This window comes from Bacillus sp. V33-4 (genome assembly GCF_002860225.1).
Taxonomy (GTDB): domain Bacteria; phylum Bacillota; class Bacilli; order Bacillales; family Cytobacillaceae; genus Bacillus_BJ; species Bacillus_BJ canaveralius.
In genome coordinates this window covers 1-14,302 of the sequence record NZ_PGVC01000063.1, presented here as the reverse complement: position 1 = coordinate 14,302, position 14,302 = coordinate 1, and the positions used below count along the sequence as shown (strand labels likewise).

Genomic DNA, 14,302 nt, shown 5'->3' with positions numbered 1-14,302 from the left:
TCCATGAGATTGGTCCTTTTTTTGGATTTGGACGGGTTACCACCTGACTTATCCATTATAAAGGACTTTTTCTTTGTACAGAATAAAATTAGCGAAGATTTAGAGTCTTTTTAATATTAAAATTTAATTAATGCAACACTAGTGATAATTTATAGAAAAGTGTTATGTTAACGAAATATTTATGCTGCATTAACATTAGTTTAATAGATTTATGTTAACTTTAAATTGTAACGAGAATACACAATATTCTATTTTAGATAGGGTGTGTTGATAAAATGGTTACTAAAGTTAGCATAAATTTTTTATTGATAATGGTACATTTTTACTTGGTTTGAGTATAGACAGAAGCCGCACAATTCGGGGTTGCGGCAACTCTTTTTATGATGAGAAAAAAAAGACATCTATTTTGATAAAAATAGGTGTCTTTAGTCTGGAAAAATGATTTAATCAATATATTTTCCGTGGTCAGGGATGGCGATTTTATCGAAATCTCTTGCAAGTGTTGCGAGGTTTTCAGTCAGCCATTCACCTGAGACGGGAAGCCCGTGTCCTGTAACAGCTAATGTTGGTTTTAATGCTGCAAGCTGTTTTACCGATTTCCAGGCAGCCTGCCAATCAGTAGTTAAATAGCGGGGCGGCCCATGCATTTGAAGATCCTGGGTTAATACGTCATACAGGTCTTCTTGTTTAACGGTTACAAAAGCATCACCAGCAATTAAAGCCCTGTCAGCATCCCGGAATAATGAAATATGCCCTTCTGAATGCCCGGGTGTGTGGATCCAGCGCCAGTCGGGCATTTCCGGGATAGACCCATCGGGGGGAAGGGCATGGACATGGTAACCTAAATCAATCGCTTCGTTTGGGAAAAATGGAGAAATTTTTGCGATTAACCCGCCTTCAACAGTCCCGTCAGGTTTTGGGTAATTCTTTTTCCCGGTTAAGTATGGGAGCTCTAACTCGTGGGCATAGACCGGAACATTCCATTTTTCAACCAAATCAACAATGGCGCCGATATGATCAAAGTGAGCATGTGTGAGAATAATGGCTTTTGGACGGGCGCCTGCGCCAAACCGATCTTCTGCTTTTGAAATGATCATGTTTGCAGATCTTGGCATGCCGGCATCAATAAGAACCCAATCATTACTTTCACCCGGAGTACCAACGAAACACACATTTACAATTTGGACTGTATAATTGAAAATATCAGCAGCTATCTCTTTGCCGACTCCATGAGTAATTGAACTCATCGGGATAAATTTATCGGTGGAAGAACTGCGCTGCATATCCATAGACGATCGCCTCCTTGTTATTCTTTACCTGTATAGTCTTTGCTCTAAACCAGGATGTATGCTAACGGTAGGATCGGCATTAGGGGACATGTAAGAGGCAATAATTAAAAAATGCAGGGCAAATGACCTGCATCTTAGATCATTTTCTGTTTTTGTCCGCGTAGATCGCCATGGCATCACGAAGAAATTCCGCTAAGCCCTCACCAAATCCATCGATGTTTTTCGTAAAGCGCTTATCATCAACGTACAACTGTCCAAGTCCCTTGAAAGCATCGAGTGAATAATGGCCCATCTTGTTTAAAAAATCGTACCAGTCATTAATAGCTGCTTGCGATTCCTCTGATGCAGGTGACTCGTGTCGAAGGGCTGCAAGCTTCGTATAGATTGCAGACATTTCTTCAGACATTGCTTCTTGCTCAGCTTTAGACATGTTCCCTAGTTTGGTGTTTGCATTATCAACAGCGTCATCTCCCCAGCGTTGACGTGCTTCCTGTTCGTATGGATTATGACTAAAATCAAATCCTTCAAATTTTTCTTTGCTTGACATTTGGATTTCCCCTTTCGAGTGTTGAATGGTTTTATCAACAGTCGCAATCATTTTATTAAGCCGATGCCGTTTCTCAAGCAACATTTTGCGATGTAACTCCAGCGCTTCTTGTTGGTCAAATGAAGGACTCTTGATAATGTCTTTAATTTTCTTTAAAGGGAAACCAAGTTCCTTAAAAAATAAGATTTGTTGCAGCATTTGGAGATTATTATCTGAGTAAAGGCGGTAACCCGACTCCGTTGTCTCATCTGGGGTTAGCAACCCAATTTCATCATAATGATGCAGTGTGCGCACACTGATGCCAACCAAATCCGCAACTTCTTTTACCCGCATTGCCATCACATTGATCTCCCTTCAATTAAGACTATAAAGCATCACGTAACGTGAGAGTCAATTATCATTTTTAATTATTCTTTTCTCATTTATCAATTTGAAAATTTTTATGATCTTAGTTAGTTCTATAAATCAGTAATCTGTTAGAATTGATGGAGCTCTGTGGAAATAAAAAGGAGCCTTAAAGTTAGGTCCTTTGTTCAAGACATACATTAACAGTACTTGAAATATGGTCTGATCGATACATATAATGGTTTCGCTTAAATAAAGCTGGTTTTCGCTTAATTCTTGATTTTTTCGCTTAAATCAAGGCAATTTTCGCTTAAATCCGTTCGTTTTCCGCTTAATTATTCTGAGTCGATACTCAAATAAGTAATATTTTGGAAATAAACAGCCGAAATTGTAAATATTTGTAATGACAATTCCGATTATTCGATCGAATTTGCTCTAATTTCTCCAAAAAGGACTTTTTAGAGCTTATTTTTCACCTTCTCGGATTATTATCATCATCTATCTTTATCAACGGGTTATTGATCTTGGTGGTTCCATAAACTAGAAATTTCCTGTTATCAGGCGTGAAATTTCATCCATCCTATAGAAAGGGGGTGAAAACCATGCCAAAAAGAATTGAACGGAAATATACAAATCAAAGAGGTGATTTCACCGGTCCCGAAGACCCGGAGAAGCGGAATTACCCGGAGCGGCCACAACATGTACCCATTGAGGAACATCCATCTCCTGACACTGGAGGAAACGAACATTAATGCAAGAAGCCCGGTTCACGCCGGGTTTTTAAATAGCATCAAAAATTATAATTTTCCCTTTCTCGCCGTCGAAGAATTCATAATATAAAAACTGACAATTAACACAAGGATGGAAAAAGAGTACAAAAGCGTATTAACGGGATTTTCATGATAGACAATAATTAAGCGTATCATCGCGGTAATTCCAATATAAAGAAAATACCGAATTGGAAAATGGTAATCTTCTTTGAAATATTTAACAACCATGGCAATGAATTCGAAGTATAAAAAAAAGTTCAGGATGCGTTCGAGAAGTTCATAATGAATCTCAAGCTCTGGATTAAAAATAGAAACTTGAATGAAAAAGATAATTTCCTTTCCAAGCAAAGCGCATAAACTAATGGCGAGTAAAATTAATGCTATATTTAAGGCAAATTGAAGCAGGGTAATTCTGAGGTCCTGCCAATTGTTTTTATTTTGTTGACTCACCGTTTACCCTCCAAGATCGTATGTGTTTTTAAAAAGAACGGATAAACCCTATCTCGCACCAGTATCAGTATTAACTGATTTAATTCATTTTCATTCACTGGGTTATATTCGTGAGATAAAGGTTTTATTTTGTGTTGATTGAATAATCAAAGAAAAGGATCATTGGATAATATCCAACGGTCCTTTTCTTGTTATTTGTTATCGTCTTAGTCATCATTGTTCCCATTTTGGTCATTGTTATTATCATCGTCGTCATCTCTATGACCGTAATCATCATCTCTGTCATCGTCATCGTCTCTATCATCTTCTCCATTCCCTGCAACGGAAGGTAAGCCTGATAAATAACCAACATTTCCTGGATTTTGCGAACCGACCATCAGATACGCAAAACCATTCAAGTTATCAATCGCTTGTATACCTGTAACTTCTCCTTCATCAGGAGCGGAGACGATACGGGAAAGCTTCTTTGTATCAACATTATAAGCCCATCCGTAGTTGTTATGATGCATACCGCCATCTTCGGCGATAAACAGTGTTCTCATCTTTTCAGAGTAGACAATATTGTCAGGATTTGAAATTTTGTCAGGATTTGCTGAGTTTCCTGCTGCATCTTTAACTGGAAGATCTTCTCCCAATACTAGTCCGTTGATCTTATTCGCTACATATTTGCTGTTAATTTTATTGCCATCGCGATCCTTTTGGCCTCTGGATAACGGCATTTCATAAACTCCGCCGGCATTGATTTTAGAAACATGAATATCATCTACAGGATCTTTCGGGTTGGCTGTCATTCCGCCGGCGATTGTTGACATAGTCATGTACATCTTGTTATCGGCCTTGTTAAGTTCTACTGTTTCCATTTTGTTAAATTCCGAAGTTGCTCCTAACAGCGCACCATAACGGCGAGATTCCAAGAACGCAGCAGCTTTTTCCATGCCGGGTTTTAGTTTTAGCCATTCATCTCGTCCGCCGGCTTTCACTCTTGTAAATCCATTTGCTTTGGCATTAGCTACGTCTGTAGTAGTCTCAAAGATATCGCTGAACTTAACTTTTTGAGCTAATTTTTTGATTTCAGCATCGGTAGCATGGCCCAATTTGATCCATTGTAAATCAGCAGAACCGCCGTTTTGTTCACCTGTTTGAATCCATTTTGCAGCATACAGCGTGCCTGCAGATAAATTTCTTTCCTTGTCTGCCACATACATAAACGACATTGTATATGAGCCGTCATCGCCATAGTAAACCGTTCGGTTATCCGGTGCTACTTTTACATTTTCGAACGAAAGGCGTCCCATACTATAATGTTTAACGGCTTTCGCTGTTCCATTTGCATTAACCTTTACCTCCGGAAGATGACCGTAAAGATATGGATTGCCAATAATAGTATTGTCTTGATAGTAGTTCCGTGCAAATTGAGTAACTGAAGACTTTTCAGGATTTGCTTCATGGGCTCTTGCATCCGGTTCATATTCTTCGCTGCCCAAATGGGTGTTCCATGGAGTCAATGAACCTGCACAAGGCGTCCAAATACCGCCGTCAGCTGAAAAATCAATCGGGTTCATATCAGTTACGGTCAGTTCCCCAGTTTTTCTATTTTGTTCAACCGTATTTAAAACCATTGATTTTGGCATGTTTCCAATATTGTTTGATGGCATACCTTCATAGTGGTTGACCATGTATAACTTTCCATTCACTTTAAGGAGGGTATTGCTGTCAGGTGAAGTAGATACATATGGTTTTCCCTCGGGGTTCGTAATCATCTTTCCGTTTGCATCATAGGCTGCACCTGCAGTTTTGCCGTTGATGACTTCTCCGGGTTGGAACAACGATTGATATTTGAGCGGAAGCGTTTTTTGAGCACCATTTTTATATGTAACGATAACAGATGCGTCACTGTACATCATTGAACGCTCTTGATCAGTATCAGGAGCGTCCATTCCAACAAACTCCACCTTCTGTACGGCAACAGGTTTGTTAGGGTGAGCAAATACATTCGAGGCTGATGGAAATAAAACAGCTAAACTTAATAATGGAGCAACTATTTTTCTTTTTTTCATCTTTTCTACCTCCGTTTTTTGGATGATACGATGAACCTCGCTTTTATAATAGAAAAAGAATATTAAGTAGGTATGTTGAAAATGTTAAAGATTATTTAGATTATTTAGATATTTTAAAAATCATTTTTGTTTTACATTATAAAATAAGTGGAATAATAGTGGAAAAAGTAGAGAGGAGCACCATCATGATAAAATGCTGGATAAAACCGCTTTTGCCCATGTTTGCAGTTCAGTTATTGTTTGGGTGCGGTGCCGGGGAGAATTCGAGCGATGAAAACAGCAATAAAGCTGAAACAACTGAACAGGAGATAGTATCAGCTGAACTAAAAGAACCTCAAGCCAAAGCGGAGGTCAAAGATGTGAATAAGAAAACCGTTGGCACGGTTAGTTTTTCTGAACATGACGAACATATACTGATTAAGGCGAGTATGACAGGGTTAAAGCCAGGTCATCATGGTTTCCATATTCACGAAAAAGGCGTTTGTGAACCTGATGCAGCAGAAGGTCCCTTCACAACAGCGGGAGGACACTTTAATCCAAATAACGAAATGCATTCCGGCCATGCTGGGGATATGCCTTCCCTTTATGTAAACGAAGACGGTACTGCCAACTATTCTGCAGTATTTGACCGTTTAACGATGGAACAAATAACGGAGCAGGAACTAGCTGTCATGATCCATGAAAAACCAGATAACTTTGGCAACATTCCTGATCGCTATCAAGCTGCTGGGCAAGGCGGCCCTGATGCAGAAACCAGGAAAACAGGTGACGCAGGCAAACGACAAGCTTGCGGAGTGATTGTCAGCAGTGGGGGAGAAGAGGAGTAGCTGCCTTCATTTTATTTTGTGGACGTGCATTACTTGTATTGAACCGTCGGAAATCACTAGTACCGCAAATGATTTTACTTCTGTCATTGTTTCAACAGCATATCGGTGCAAAGCAAAATCCAAACTGATACCAGAAAAGTTCCGCTATTGGGGACTTTTTTGGTTTAAGTTTCGTCAGTTCGGGTATAGAAAAACAATGATCTTGCACGCCAAAAACAAAATGTGTATAAAAATGATAGCGTGTTCAATGTATTAGATTAATATAAGTTAATAATAGCGATGGAGAAAATGAGACTCACGCAAAATTCCTGATTCAATTAGGTGTTTTTGCGTGTCTCTTTTTCTATAAGTAAGCTAAAGCTTTAAAAAAATTCTATTTTAGGAGAAAGTGAGGAATTCAAGTGAAAAAGTGTTTCGTTTCTGTTTTTTCATTTTTGGTAGCGATTACATTTATTATTTCGAGCAATGGCACGGTGAAGGGAGCGGCAAGCCTACCACCAGGTGGCTTCCTGGCTCAGCAAGGACCGCCGCCACCGGGGGCAAATGACCCGACGTGCCGACCTGATGCTGCCCATCCTGAACCAATCATCCTTGTACCGGGAACATTTGAGACAATGGAACGAAATTGGGCCAATCTTTCACCATTGTTAGCTGCAAAAGGCTACTGTGTTTACTCATTGAATTACGGCTTAAGCAATGCTGGCCCCGCATCGGGTCCAATTGAGGATTCGGCAGCAGAGCTCGCTGCCTTTATCGATAACGTGTTGAAGCATACCGGTGCGAAGAAAGTGTCGATTGTCGGGCACAGCCAAGGCGGGATGATGCCGCGCTATTATATTAAATATCTAGGCGGCTCCAAAAAAGTCGATGACCTTATCGGGCTGGTTCCATCCAATCATGGAACAATAGGCGTTGCCGGGCTTTCAGGCTTAACGTCGTTAGGTTCGGGACTCGGTTCATGTGCTGCCTGCGACCAGCAGCGAACAGGCTCCGACTTTCTGAGAAAACTGAATGAGGGTGATGAAACCCCTGGCAAGGTTTCTTATACGGTAGTCGCAACCAGTAACGATGAGGTCGTTGTCCCGTATACTTCGTCCTTTCTCGGCGGACCATCGCAACAAGTGAAAAATATTACCTTGCAAGACTACTATCCACTGGATCAAATTGAGCACCAGGGCATCTCCTATGACCCTAATGCCTTCACGTTTGTCTATGATGCACTTGCACATGAAGGACCGGCTGAACCGGACAGGGCGGTTACCCAGTAAGAAAATTTAGTAAACAAGATAAGCTGATACCATTCCAATGGTGAATTAGCTTATCTTTTTTTATTTCTATTAACCACACCTTCGTCAAATACAATTACCAATACCAAAACGCAAGACAACCGCCCGTAAGGTTGTCTTTTTTTGTTGTTTCAAAGGCTAAAAGTACCAAAAAATAATTTTTTTAGATATTTTATGATAAAAAAAGAGTAATTTTGACATGTATACATATTAAGGGAATATTGTTAATATTTAAAATACTTCTAGATGAATGTTACATAAATGGAAAAACAATAAAAATGAGGGGTGATAAAACCTATCGAAAGTTATGAATTTGAAAGTCAGCGCTTAGTACCTTGTGAAACTCTTGTCGGTGAAAAAAGTCCATGTGAACACAGACGTTCAACAGCTAGATATCTCCCTGTTATCCTATTTCATCAGCCTTTTAACTGTTAGAGATTTGGATTGATCTGAAAAATAATAGTAGATAGGAGATTGATAGAAATGACTAAAAACCATGCAAGATTCTTTCAAGTATTTTGGTTTACTCTTTTCCTTGGCTTAGGTTTATCCTTGCTGGCAGCGCCAGAGGCCGAGGCGTATTCCTGGAATCGTACTCTTCAAGAGGGTTCGAGTGGTGAAGACGTTAAAGAGCTGCAAATCCGCGTTGCCGGCTGGGCGGCGGATTCCGCTTCGCAAACCTATGTTGCTGTAGATGGTCAGTTTGGTCCCGGCACAACGGCAGCTGTTAAAAGATTTCAACGCGCTTACGGGTTAACGGCAGATGGTATTGTCGGAACCGGCACCCAGGCGAAGCTAAATGCTCTTGAAAGTTCAACAGGCACTAAGAATTTTAACTATACTGAGTTTTATTCGAAGGACGGAAGTGGATTTAACGGTGGAAAAGTATCGGCTGCAACGGTAAAGGAAAATGTTCGCCGTTTGATGTACAAGCTCGAAGCACTTCGCGTGAAGGCAGGGAATAAGCCTGTCACGATTAATTCGGGCTTCCGCAGTATTTCACATAATAGCAATGTGGGAGGAGCTTCAAATAGCCAGCATATGTATGGCATTGCTGCGGACGTCGCTATTTCTGGTGTATCGAGCACAACCGTAAAAAATACCGCTAAAACATGTGGATTCAGCGGAATATACAATGAGAGCAGCTTTGCTCATTTGGACAGCCGGGTTGAATATCCGTACGGTGCCCAATCTTGGTGGTGGCAATAAGATAGTGGCAGATTAACTGAGCAGGTAAAAAATAGGAGAGGGTGTCCCCGAAAGTTGCTTCGTTGGACACCCTCTTTAAATCCAGTGATTTATATTTTAAAACGCTTGATCATGCCTTGTAAATCCTCAGCCAATGACGTTAACGAATTAGCTGCATTCAGGATTTCTTCTGAAGAAGCCAATTGTTCTTCCGTTGATGCTGCAACCAGTTCTGTTCTCTCAGTGGTCTCCTTTGTTAAGGCAGACATGTCCTCAACAGAATTGGTTACCAGTTCGAATCCGGAATTCAGCTGTTGAGAAGTTGCAGCAATCTCCTGAATTTGTGATGTAACTGATTCGATGGAATTCAGGATTTCATTAAATTGAGTTGCAGTTTCTTTTGTAATCACCATTCCGGACGACACATCTTCTTTTACGTTTTGAATGGAATTGACCGATTCTTCTGTTTCTCTTTGAATGCTTACGACGATTTCTTTTATTTGATTTGCTGACTCGCCTGATTGTTCAGCCAGCTTTCTTACTTCTTCAGCGACGACGGCAAAACCTTTGCCATGTTCTCCGGCCCGGGCTGCTTCGATCGCAGCGTTTAGAGCCAACAGATTGGTTTGTGCTGCAATATCATTAATGAGAGCAGTGAAATCGCTGATTTTTGAAGCGGAATCAGCCAATGATGTGATTCCATAAACGGTATTTTCAACCGATGACTGAATGGACTGCATCTGTTCGACAATCTGATTAACAGCACTTGCACCGTTTTCTGCCTTTTCTTTAACAGTATTTGTCGTTCCTGCTACATCGGTACTGTATGTAGTGATATTGGTTAATCCCTGGAGGGACTCCCTTAACGAAATAGTGCTTTCCTCAGTCATGGTGCTCTGCATAACAGTGCTTGCGGCAATTTCCTGCATTGAGTGTGACACTTGCTCTGAAGTGACTTTCGATTGTTCTGCACTTGCCGAAAACTGTTCGGATGAAGCAGCGACCTGTTCCGACGACGTTTTAATGCTGACAATAATTTGCCGGATGGTTTGAACAAAATCGTTAAATGACGAGGAAAGCTCACCTAATTCATCGCGGTTTTTTACGAGTATCTGTTTTGTAAGGTCTGCTTCACCGGTAGCAATCTCTTTCATTTGCGTATTCAATCGATGTAAAGGTCTTAAAATTGAGACGATGACGACCAGCCCAAAAATGATTCCAAGCGCAGACACCGCAATGGTTAAAATGATTAAGATCAACATGAAACGATTAATGTCGGCTTCCAGCTTCTTGTTATCTCCGTCTATCTCAGCAGTGAGATCTTCCAAATATTCATCAATTTTAGGATCAAGTATTTCTTTTCGGATTGTACGTTCTTCCCCAAAATGCAGGTCCAGTGCCTCATCCGTGTTGGTCTTATATTGATCTACTACACGTTGGCTCACTGCCCAATATTCGTTAAAGCCTTTTTCAACATCGGTAATTCTTGCGTGTTCCTCAGAGCCATTTACCATTCCTTTAACCGTTTCAATGGACTTCAGTACATCTTGCGCCTTTTCTTCCATTTGTTCAGGAAATTTTGCATCACCTTGAATTAAAAAAGCTCTTTCATCATTTGATAATCCTGCTAGCCGGTATTGAATATGTTTTAAATGGTTCTCAATCACGAAAGCATTGGTTAATTCAGTGTTTTTCTCATGAGTGGAGTTAAGCTGAATAATTGAATATGTACCTAATGAAAGCAATGAAACAATTAAAACCCCTAATAACATAAACAACTTTTTACGAATGCTCATTATTGACCTTCTCTCATCGAATAAAATGTATATATAAACTATATCGGCATAATTTTGGGAATTTCTAGTTATGGTTAATTGTTAACAGAATAAAATTTTTTTCCTGTTTAACCGGTCCGAGTTTTCTCATTATCCGTTACAAAACGTATTGAAATTTTGGCAAGGCATTTAAAAAAGATGGAGACCAAAAAGCGAGAATTGGATGTAGGGCCCTGTATGGCGTTCTAGGGAGAAGGATTGTAAAAGATAGTTCTTCGTTAGCAACGACTACTTATACGATGGTAATTGGACCGCTCTGTCTGATTATTGTATCCCTGTTTTCCACAAATTCTGTTCGTTTAGCTGAGGTTTCGATCGGTGCTTGGGGAGCGGTTACTTTTATGGCCCTTTTCACCACTGTTTTAGGCTATTTATGGTGGAACGAGGGAATGAAGTAAATTGGTGCAGGTAGAACTTCTTTATTTTTTAATCTTGTTCCGATAGTCACCATGATGATTTCATTCATAATTGGAGCAGAGGTTACCGTGTTCCAAATCATCGGAGTTATACTGGTGATTTTGGGCGTATTGACTGCCTCAGGTGTCAAAAATTTGATAACTGGAGCCAGAAAAAGAAGCCAGCGGGAAATGCCTATTTGAGTATCGGAACAAGCAAAGTGTGAAATGGCTTATTGCTATTTCACACTTTGTTGCTGATACAGCATGAGAATGTTAAAGCAGAATCTAATCTGGTAAAATCTGTTTCTAAGATTGAATATGATCAGGCAACATACCAGATACAGATGCCTGATTATTTAAACAAACGTTTGATTAACAAAGAACAGTTTTGTCTTCGCTTAGCTTGAACAAGTCGGCTATTAAAGTAGAGGAGGAAGTCTGACAGTTTAGGAGCTACAGTTCAATCAATAGATATTGCTTTGTTAAGTCTGTTGAATGCCTTCCATCCACTTTTTTTAGCTTAAGAAATATCTTTTAATATATCGAATAGTTTTAGCTCGTTAACCTCCTCTACAATTTCCCTGGTCGTTTTTTTATTAAATTTTTGTAAAAGTCTTCCGATTTGCTTTTTGATTGTTTCGATTTCTACGGCGCGTGCTTCAGCTATTTCCTTCCGTTTTAACCCGCTGCAAAGTAGTTTTAATACCTCCAGCTCGGATGGTGTTAGGTTAGCGATGATTTTAAAAAAATGGGTTAAATGATCTTCTGATTTTTTGATCCGTGCGAACTCCTGCCTGATTTTTTCAGCAATAATTGGGCGAATGGGTGATTGGTTGCTGGAGGCGGAATAAATGGCTTCCAGTATTTCTTCCTTCGGTGCTGTTTTTATTACATAATCGACGATACCAGTTTGAAAGGCGGCAAAGACAATGTTATTATCTTGATGAACAGTCAGCATAATGACTTTTGTTTCGGGCAATATTTTATGGATTTCTGCTGCCGCATTGATCCCTGCCATTTGGCTTTCCATTTCAATATCCATCAATATAATGTCCGGTCTCTTGACCGCGGCATAGGCAACCGCTTCATATCCGCTTTTAGCAGAAGCTACTAACGAAAGATTTCCAGCAGCGCGTATCATCCTATCAAGGCGCCTCCTGTTAGCTTCCATATCATCCGCAATTAAAATCTTAATGTTTTCCATTAGAACCCTCTCCCATAAAAGAATGAATAAGGGGGTACATTTTTATACCCTCTTTACCAGCGGCAATAATATGTCAAATTGAGTTAATTTCCCTTTTTCGCTTGAAACTTCAATTTTCCCTTCATGAGCCGTGATAACCTTATGGCAAAATGACAGCCCAATGCCCCAATTGGAAATGGTCGGTTTTGTAGAAAAAAAAGGTGTGAAGATTTCATTGATGTTTTCAGCATCAATTCCTGGACCGTTGTCCATGATTGTTATCGTTCCCCATAGTTCTACTTCATTAATTTTGATCCAAATCTGTCCATTGCTATCTAAAGCTTCTACTGCATTTTTTAGGATATTGTAAATTGCTTCATGGATTTGTTCTTCATCAATATAAACCAGAATGCTGGAATTAGGTCTTTCATAATGGATGGCTGCATTTGTCAAATGGAATCGTTCAATTGCTCTCTCGATGGGAATGTTTAATAGGACAACTTTCATGTTTAGCGTAATCTGCTTGAGCTTATCATTTGCATCATTAATGTTTTGAAAGGACTTTTCACAAGAATCCATGATTAGCTTTAGGCTGTATAACGCTTCTTCATCATCAGCAAGTCGTTCCTGTAAGTATTCCGTTTCTGAACGAATGGCGAGTAAGTGGTTCTTGATCGAATGTGTAAACGCTCTAACTCCCAAAGAAGCAGTGTCAATTGTTTTCTTTGTAATAAAATTGATACTTGAATAGTGGGCTTCATTCGATTTGTATTTAAAAAGATTATAGATCATAAATGCGATAGCAAAGAGAGCAATAATGGGAAAAAAGCGATACTCCACTAAAAACAAATTGATTGGCGGCTGCAAATAGTTTATATAACTATTACTGAATGTTGTTCTGACAAAGTTGTTTGGTGCCCAGTTAAAAATAAAGAGGTGCACAAATGTCAAAGGCACCAGGCTGATTAAATTATAGAGCGTATAGTCACGGATATATCTAAGCCTGTAATAACGGGAATAATGGTATGCGAATAAAGCTAGGCTTATTAAAATATAAACGAAATTTACCACCTGGAACACAATATCTCCTGCACGGCTGTACAGCTGGTATTGATGCAATAATTCCCCTCTAAACGCATAGTCCTGTACCATGAGATTCACGCTTGGGTCATAAAAAAGGTATTGGACGGTGGCGATCCCGACAATGGCCGCGAAAAAAAAGCCCCATTTTTTATTAAACTTAAGGCTGCACACAAACGAAACAGAATAACTTAACAAAGAAAAATAAAAGAGGATGATCCCAAAATTAAACAGGCGGATCAATGTATTCGCATCAAAGTTTATTAGTACAAGATTATTCCAGTTGCCCGGACTGAAATCTATAAATTGATTGACAACATTATAGTAGTAATTGAATTTTGACAGGTAGAGTGTAAAAGAAACATAGGCTAATATCCAGCTAATTGTTAACGTACTTAAGAAGAAGATGGACCAGCTGTTTAAATTTTTATAGATAAAAAGTACTAAAAGAACAATACAAAGCAAGTATAGAAAAATCACAGAAGTCACTCCCAGTGTGGTTAAAAAGGGGAATAAAATTTTCTACTTATGACAAAAAATGAAAACCCTTACACTTAGTATATAACAAAATATTTAAAAAATTAAGGGGGAAATTGGCGTGAAAAAAGTAGTGAGTTTGTTCGCTGTTTTGATTGTATTCATCGGCCTGATTGCAGGGTGCTCTAATGGCGGCACAAAAGAAGGGAGTGCCGAAGCAGAAAAGCAGGGTGGTTCAAATGAAAAAGTCGATTTAAAAATGGCTGTATTCCCGGCGGATCAAGAAGTATTTGAAAGTGCATACGAAAATTTCAAAAAGGATCATCCGAATATTGAAATCACATTTGAAACCTTCCCGCAAGAGCAATATTATGAAAAGCTCCGTATGCAGCTTTCAAGTGGCGAAGGCTATGATTTATTTACTGGGCAAATGGATAATATGATCGACACGGGATTGCTGGCACCACTAGATGATTACATTCAAGAAAGTAAAATGGATGTATCTGGATGTTTGAGTCAAGCATTTGTTGGCGGAATTTATTTCCACCTAAAACGTGTAAGCGGATTCAT

12 protein-coding genes and 1 pseudogene are annotated in these 14,302 nt (G+C 39.5%); 6 read left to right on the top strand and 7 right to left on the bottom strand.

Annotation, left to right across the window (positions count from 1 at the left end):
• Nucleotides 1-443 precede the first annotated feature (443 nt).
• Nucleotides 444-1,289 carry an MBL fold metallo-hydrolase gene (locus CVD23_RS19540; protein WP_101666935.1) on the bottom strand — a complete coding sequence of 282 codons (846 nt, stop codon included), beginning with the start codon at nt 1,287-1,289 and terminating at the stop codon, nt 444-446.
• Nucleotides 1,290-1,428: 139 nt separating this feature from the next.
• Nucleotides 1,429-2,175, bottom strand: a complete 747-nt coding sequence (locus CVD23_RS19535) for a MerR family transcriptional regulator (protein ID WP_101666934.1) — start codon at nt 2,173-2,175, stop codon at nt 1,429-1,431.
• 608 nt (nt 2,176-2,783) lie between these two features.
• On the opposite strand from CVD23_RS19535, the gene CVD23_RS22110 reads away from it, so the two are divergent.
• Nucleotides 2,784-2,933, top strand: coding sequence for a hypothetical protein (locus CVD23_RS22110; protein WP_180955735.1), 150 nt, complete (start codon nt 2,784-2,786; stop codon nt 2,931-2,933).
• A gap of 45 nt (nt 2,934-2,978) precedes the next feature.
• Here the strand turns inward: CVD23_RS22110 and psiE are convergent, their stop codons facing one another.
• Entirely contained in the window at nt 2,979-3,401 is a 423-nt protein-coding gene (psiE, locus tag CVD23_RS19530; RefSeq protein WP_101575482.1) for a phosphate-starvation-inducible protein PsiE, read from the bottom strand.
• A 206-nt stretch (nt 3,402-3,607) separates the two neighbouring features.
• A complete protein-coding gene (locus CVD23_RS19525) occupies nt 3,608-5,458 on the bottom strand; it encodes a PhoX family protein (protein ID WP_101666933.1) in 1,851 nt (616 codons plus the stop codon).
• Between the two features lie 185 nt (nt 5,459-5,643).
• Here CVD23_RS19525 and CVD23_RS19520 point away from each other — a divergent pair, with 185 nt between their 5' ends.
• The 3 genes from CVD23_RS19520 (at nt 5,644) to CVD23_RS22740 (ending at nt 8,780) form a co-directional block, all read left to right on the top strand.
• Nucleotides 5,644-6,285, top strand: coding sequence for a superoxide dismutase family protein (locus tag CVD23_RS19520; RefSeq protein WP_101666932.1), 642 nt, complete (start codon nt 5,644-5,646; stop codon nt 6,283-6,285).
• 401 nt (nt 6,286-6,686) lie between these two features.
• Nucleotides 6,687-7,553, top strand: coding sequence for an esterase/lipase family protein (locus CVD23_RS19515; RefSeq protein ID WP_101666931.1), 867 nt, complete (start codon nt 6,687-6,689; stop codon nt 7,551-7,553).
• Between the two features lie 501 nt (nt 7,554-8,054).
• Entirely contained in the window at nt 8,055-8,780 is a 726-nt protein-coding gene (locus CVD23_RS22740; protein ID WP_101666930.1) for a D-Ala-D-Ala carboxypeptidase family metallohydrolase, read from the top strand.
• An 89-nt stretch (nt 8,781-8,869) separates the two neighbouring features.
• On the opposite strand, the gene CVD23_RS19505 is transcribed toward CVD23_RS22740, so the two are convergent.
• Nucleotides 8,870-10,555: a methyl-accepting chemotaxis protein gene (locus CVD23_RS19505; RefSeq protein ID WP_101666929.1), complete on the bottom strand. Its 1,686-nt coding sequence runs from the start codon at nt 10,553-10,555 to the stop codon at nt 8,870-8,872.
• A gap of 203 nt (nt 10,556-10,758) precedes the next feature.
• Between CVD23_RS19505 and CVD23_RS22735 the strand changes: the two are divergent.
• Nucleotides 10,759-11,193 (top strand): annotated as a pseudogene (locus tag CVD23_RS22735) (DMT family transporter); the annotation flags it as partial.
• A 319-nt stretch (nt 11,194-11,512) separates the two neighbouring features.
• Here the strand turns inward: CVD23_RS22735 and CVD23_RS19495 are convergent.
• On the bottom strand, nt 11,513-12,196 hold the full coding sequence (locus CVD23_RS19495) for a response regulator transcription factor (RefSeq protein WP_101666928.1): 684 nt from the start codon (nt 12,194-12,196) through the stop codon (nt 11,513-11,515).
• 42 nt (nt 12,197-12,238) lie between these two features.
• A complete protein-coding gene (locus CVD23_RS19490) occupies nt 12,239-13,735 on the bottom strand; it encodes an ATP-binding protein (RefSeq protein WP_101666927.1) in 1,497 nt (498 codons plus the stop codon).
• 118 nt (nt 13,736-13,853) lie between these two features.
• On the opposite strand from CVD23_RS19490, the gene CVD23_RS19485 reads away from it, so the two are divergent.
• Nucleotides 13,854-14,302 (top strand): ABC transporter substrate-binding protein (locus CVD23_RS19485; protein ID WP_142382914.1); only part of this gene is annotated, 449 nt, incomplete at its 3' end.

What these genes read in the sequence shown, in the direction of transcription:
- CVD23_RS19535 (WP_101666934.1), bottom strand. Translation starts at nt 2,175, where the DNA reads ATGGCAATGCGGGTAAAAGAAGTTGCGGATTTGGTTGGCATCAGTGTG.
- CVD23_RS22740 (WP_101666930.1), top strand. Translation starts at nt 8,055, where the DNA reads ATGACTAAAAACCATGCAAGATTCTTTCAAGTATTTTGGTTTACTCTT.
- CVD23_RS19540 (WP_101666935.1), bottom strand. Translation starts at nt 1,289, where the DNA reads ATGGATATGCAGCGCAGTTCTTCCACCGATAAATTTATCCCGATGAGT.
- CVD23_RS19505 (WP_101666929.1), bottom strand. Translation starts at nt 10,555, where the DNA reads ATGAGCATTCGTAAAAAGTTGTTTATGTTATTAGGGGTTTTAATTGTT.
- CVD23_RS19525 (WP_101666933.1), bottom strand. Translation starts at nt 5,458, where the DNA reads ATGAAAAAAAGAAAAATAGTTGCTCCATTATTAAGTTTAGCTGTTTTA.
- CVD23_RS22110 (WP_180955735.1), top strand. Translation starts at nt 2,784, where the DNA reads ATGCCAAAAAGAATTGAACGGAAATATACAAATCAAAGAGGTGATTTC.
- CVD23_RS19520 (WP_101666932.1), top strand. Translation starts at nt 5,644, where the DNA reads ATGATAAAATGCTGGATAAAACCGCTTTTGCCCATGTTTGCAGTTCAG.
- CVD23_RS19495 (WP_101666928.1), bottom strand. Translation starts at nt 12,196, where the DNA reads ATGGAAAACATTAAGATTTTAATTGCGGATGATATGGAAGCTAACAGG.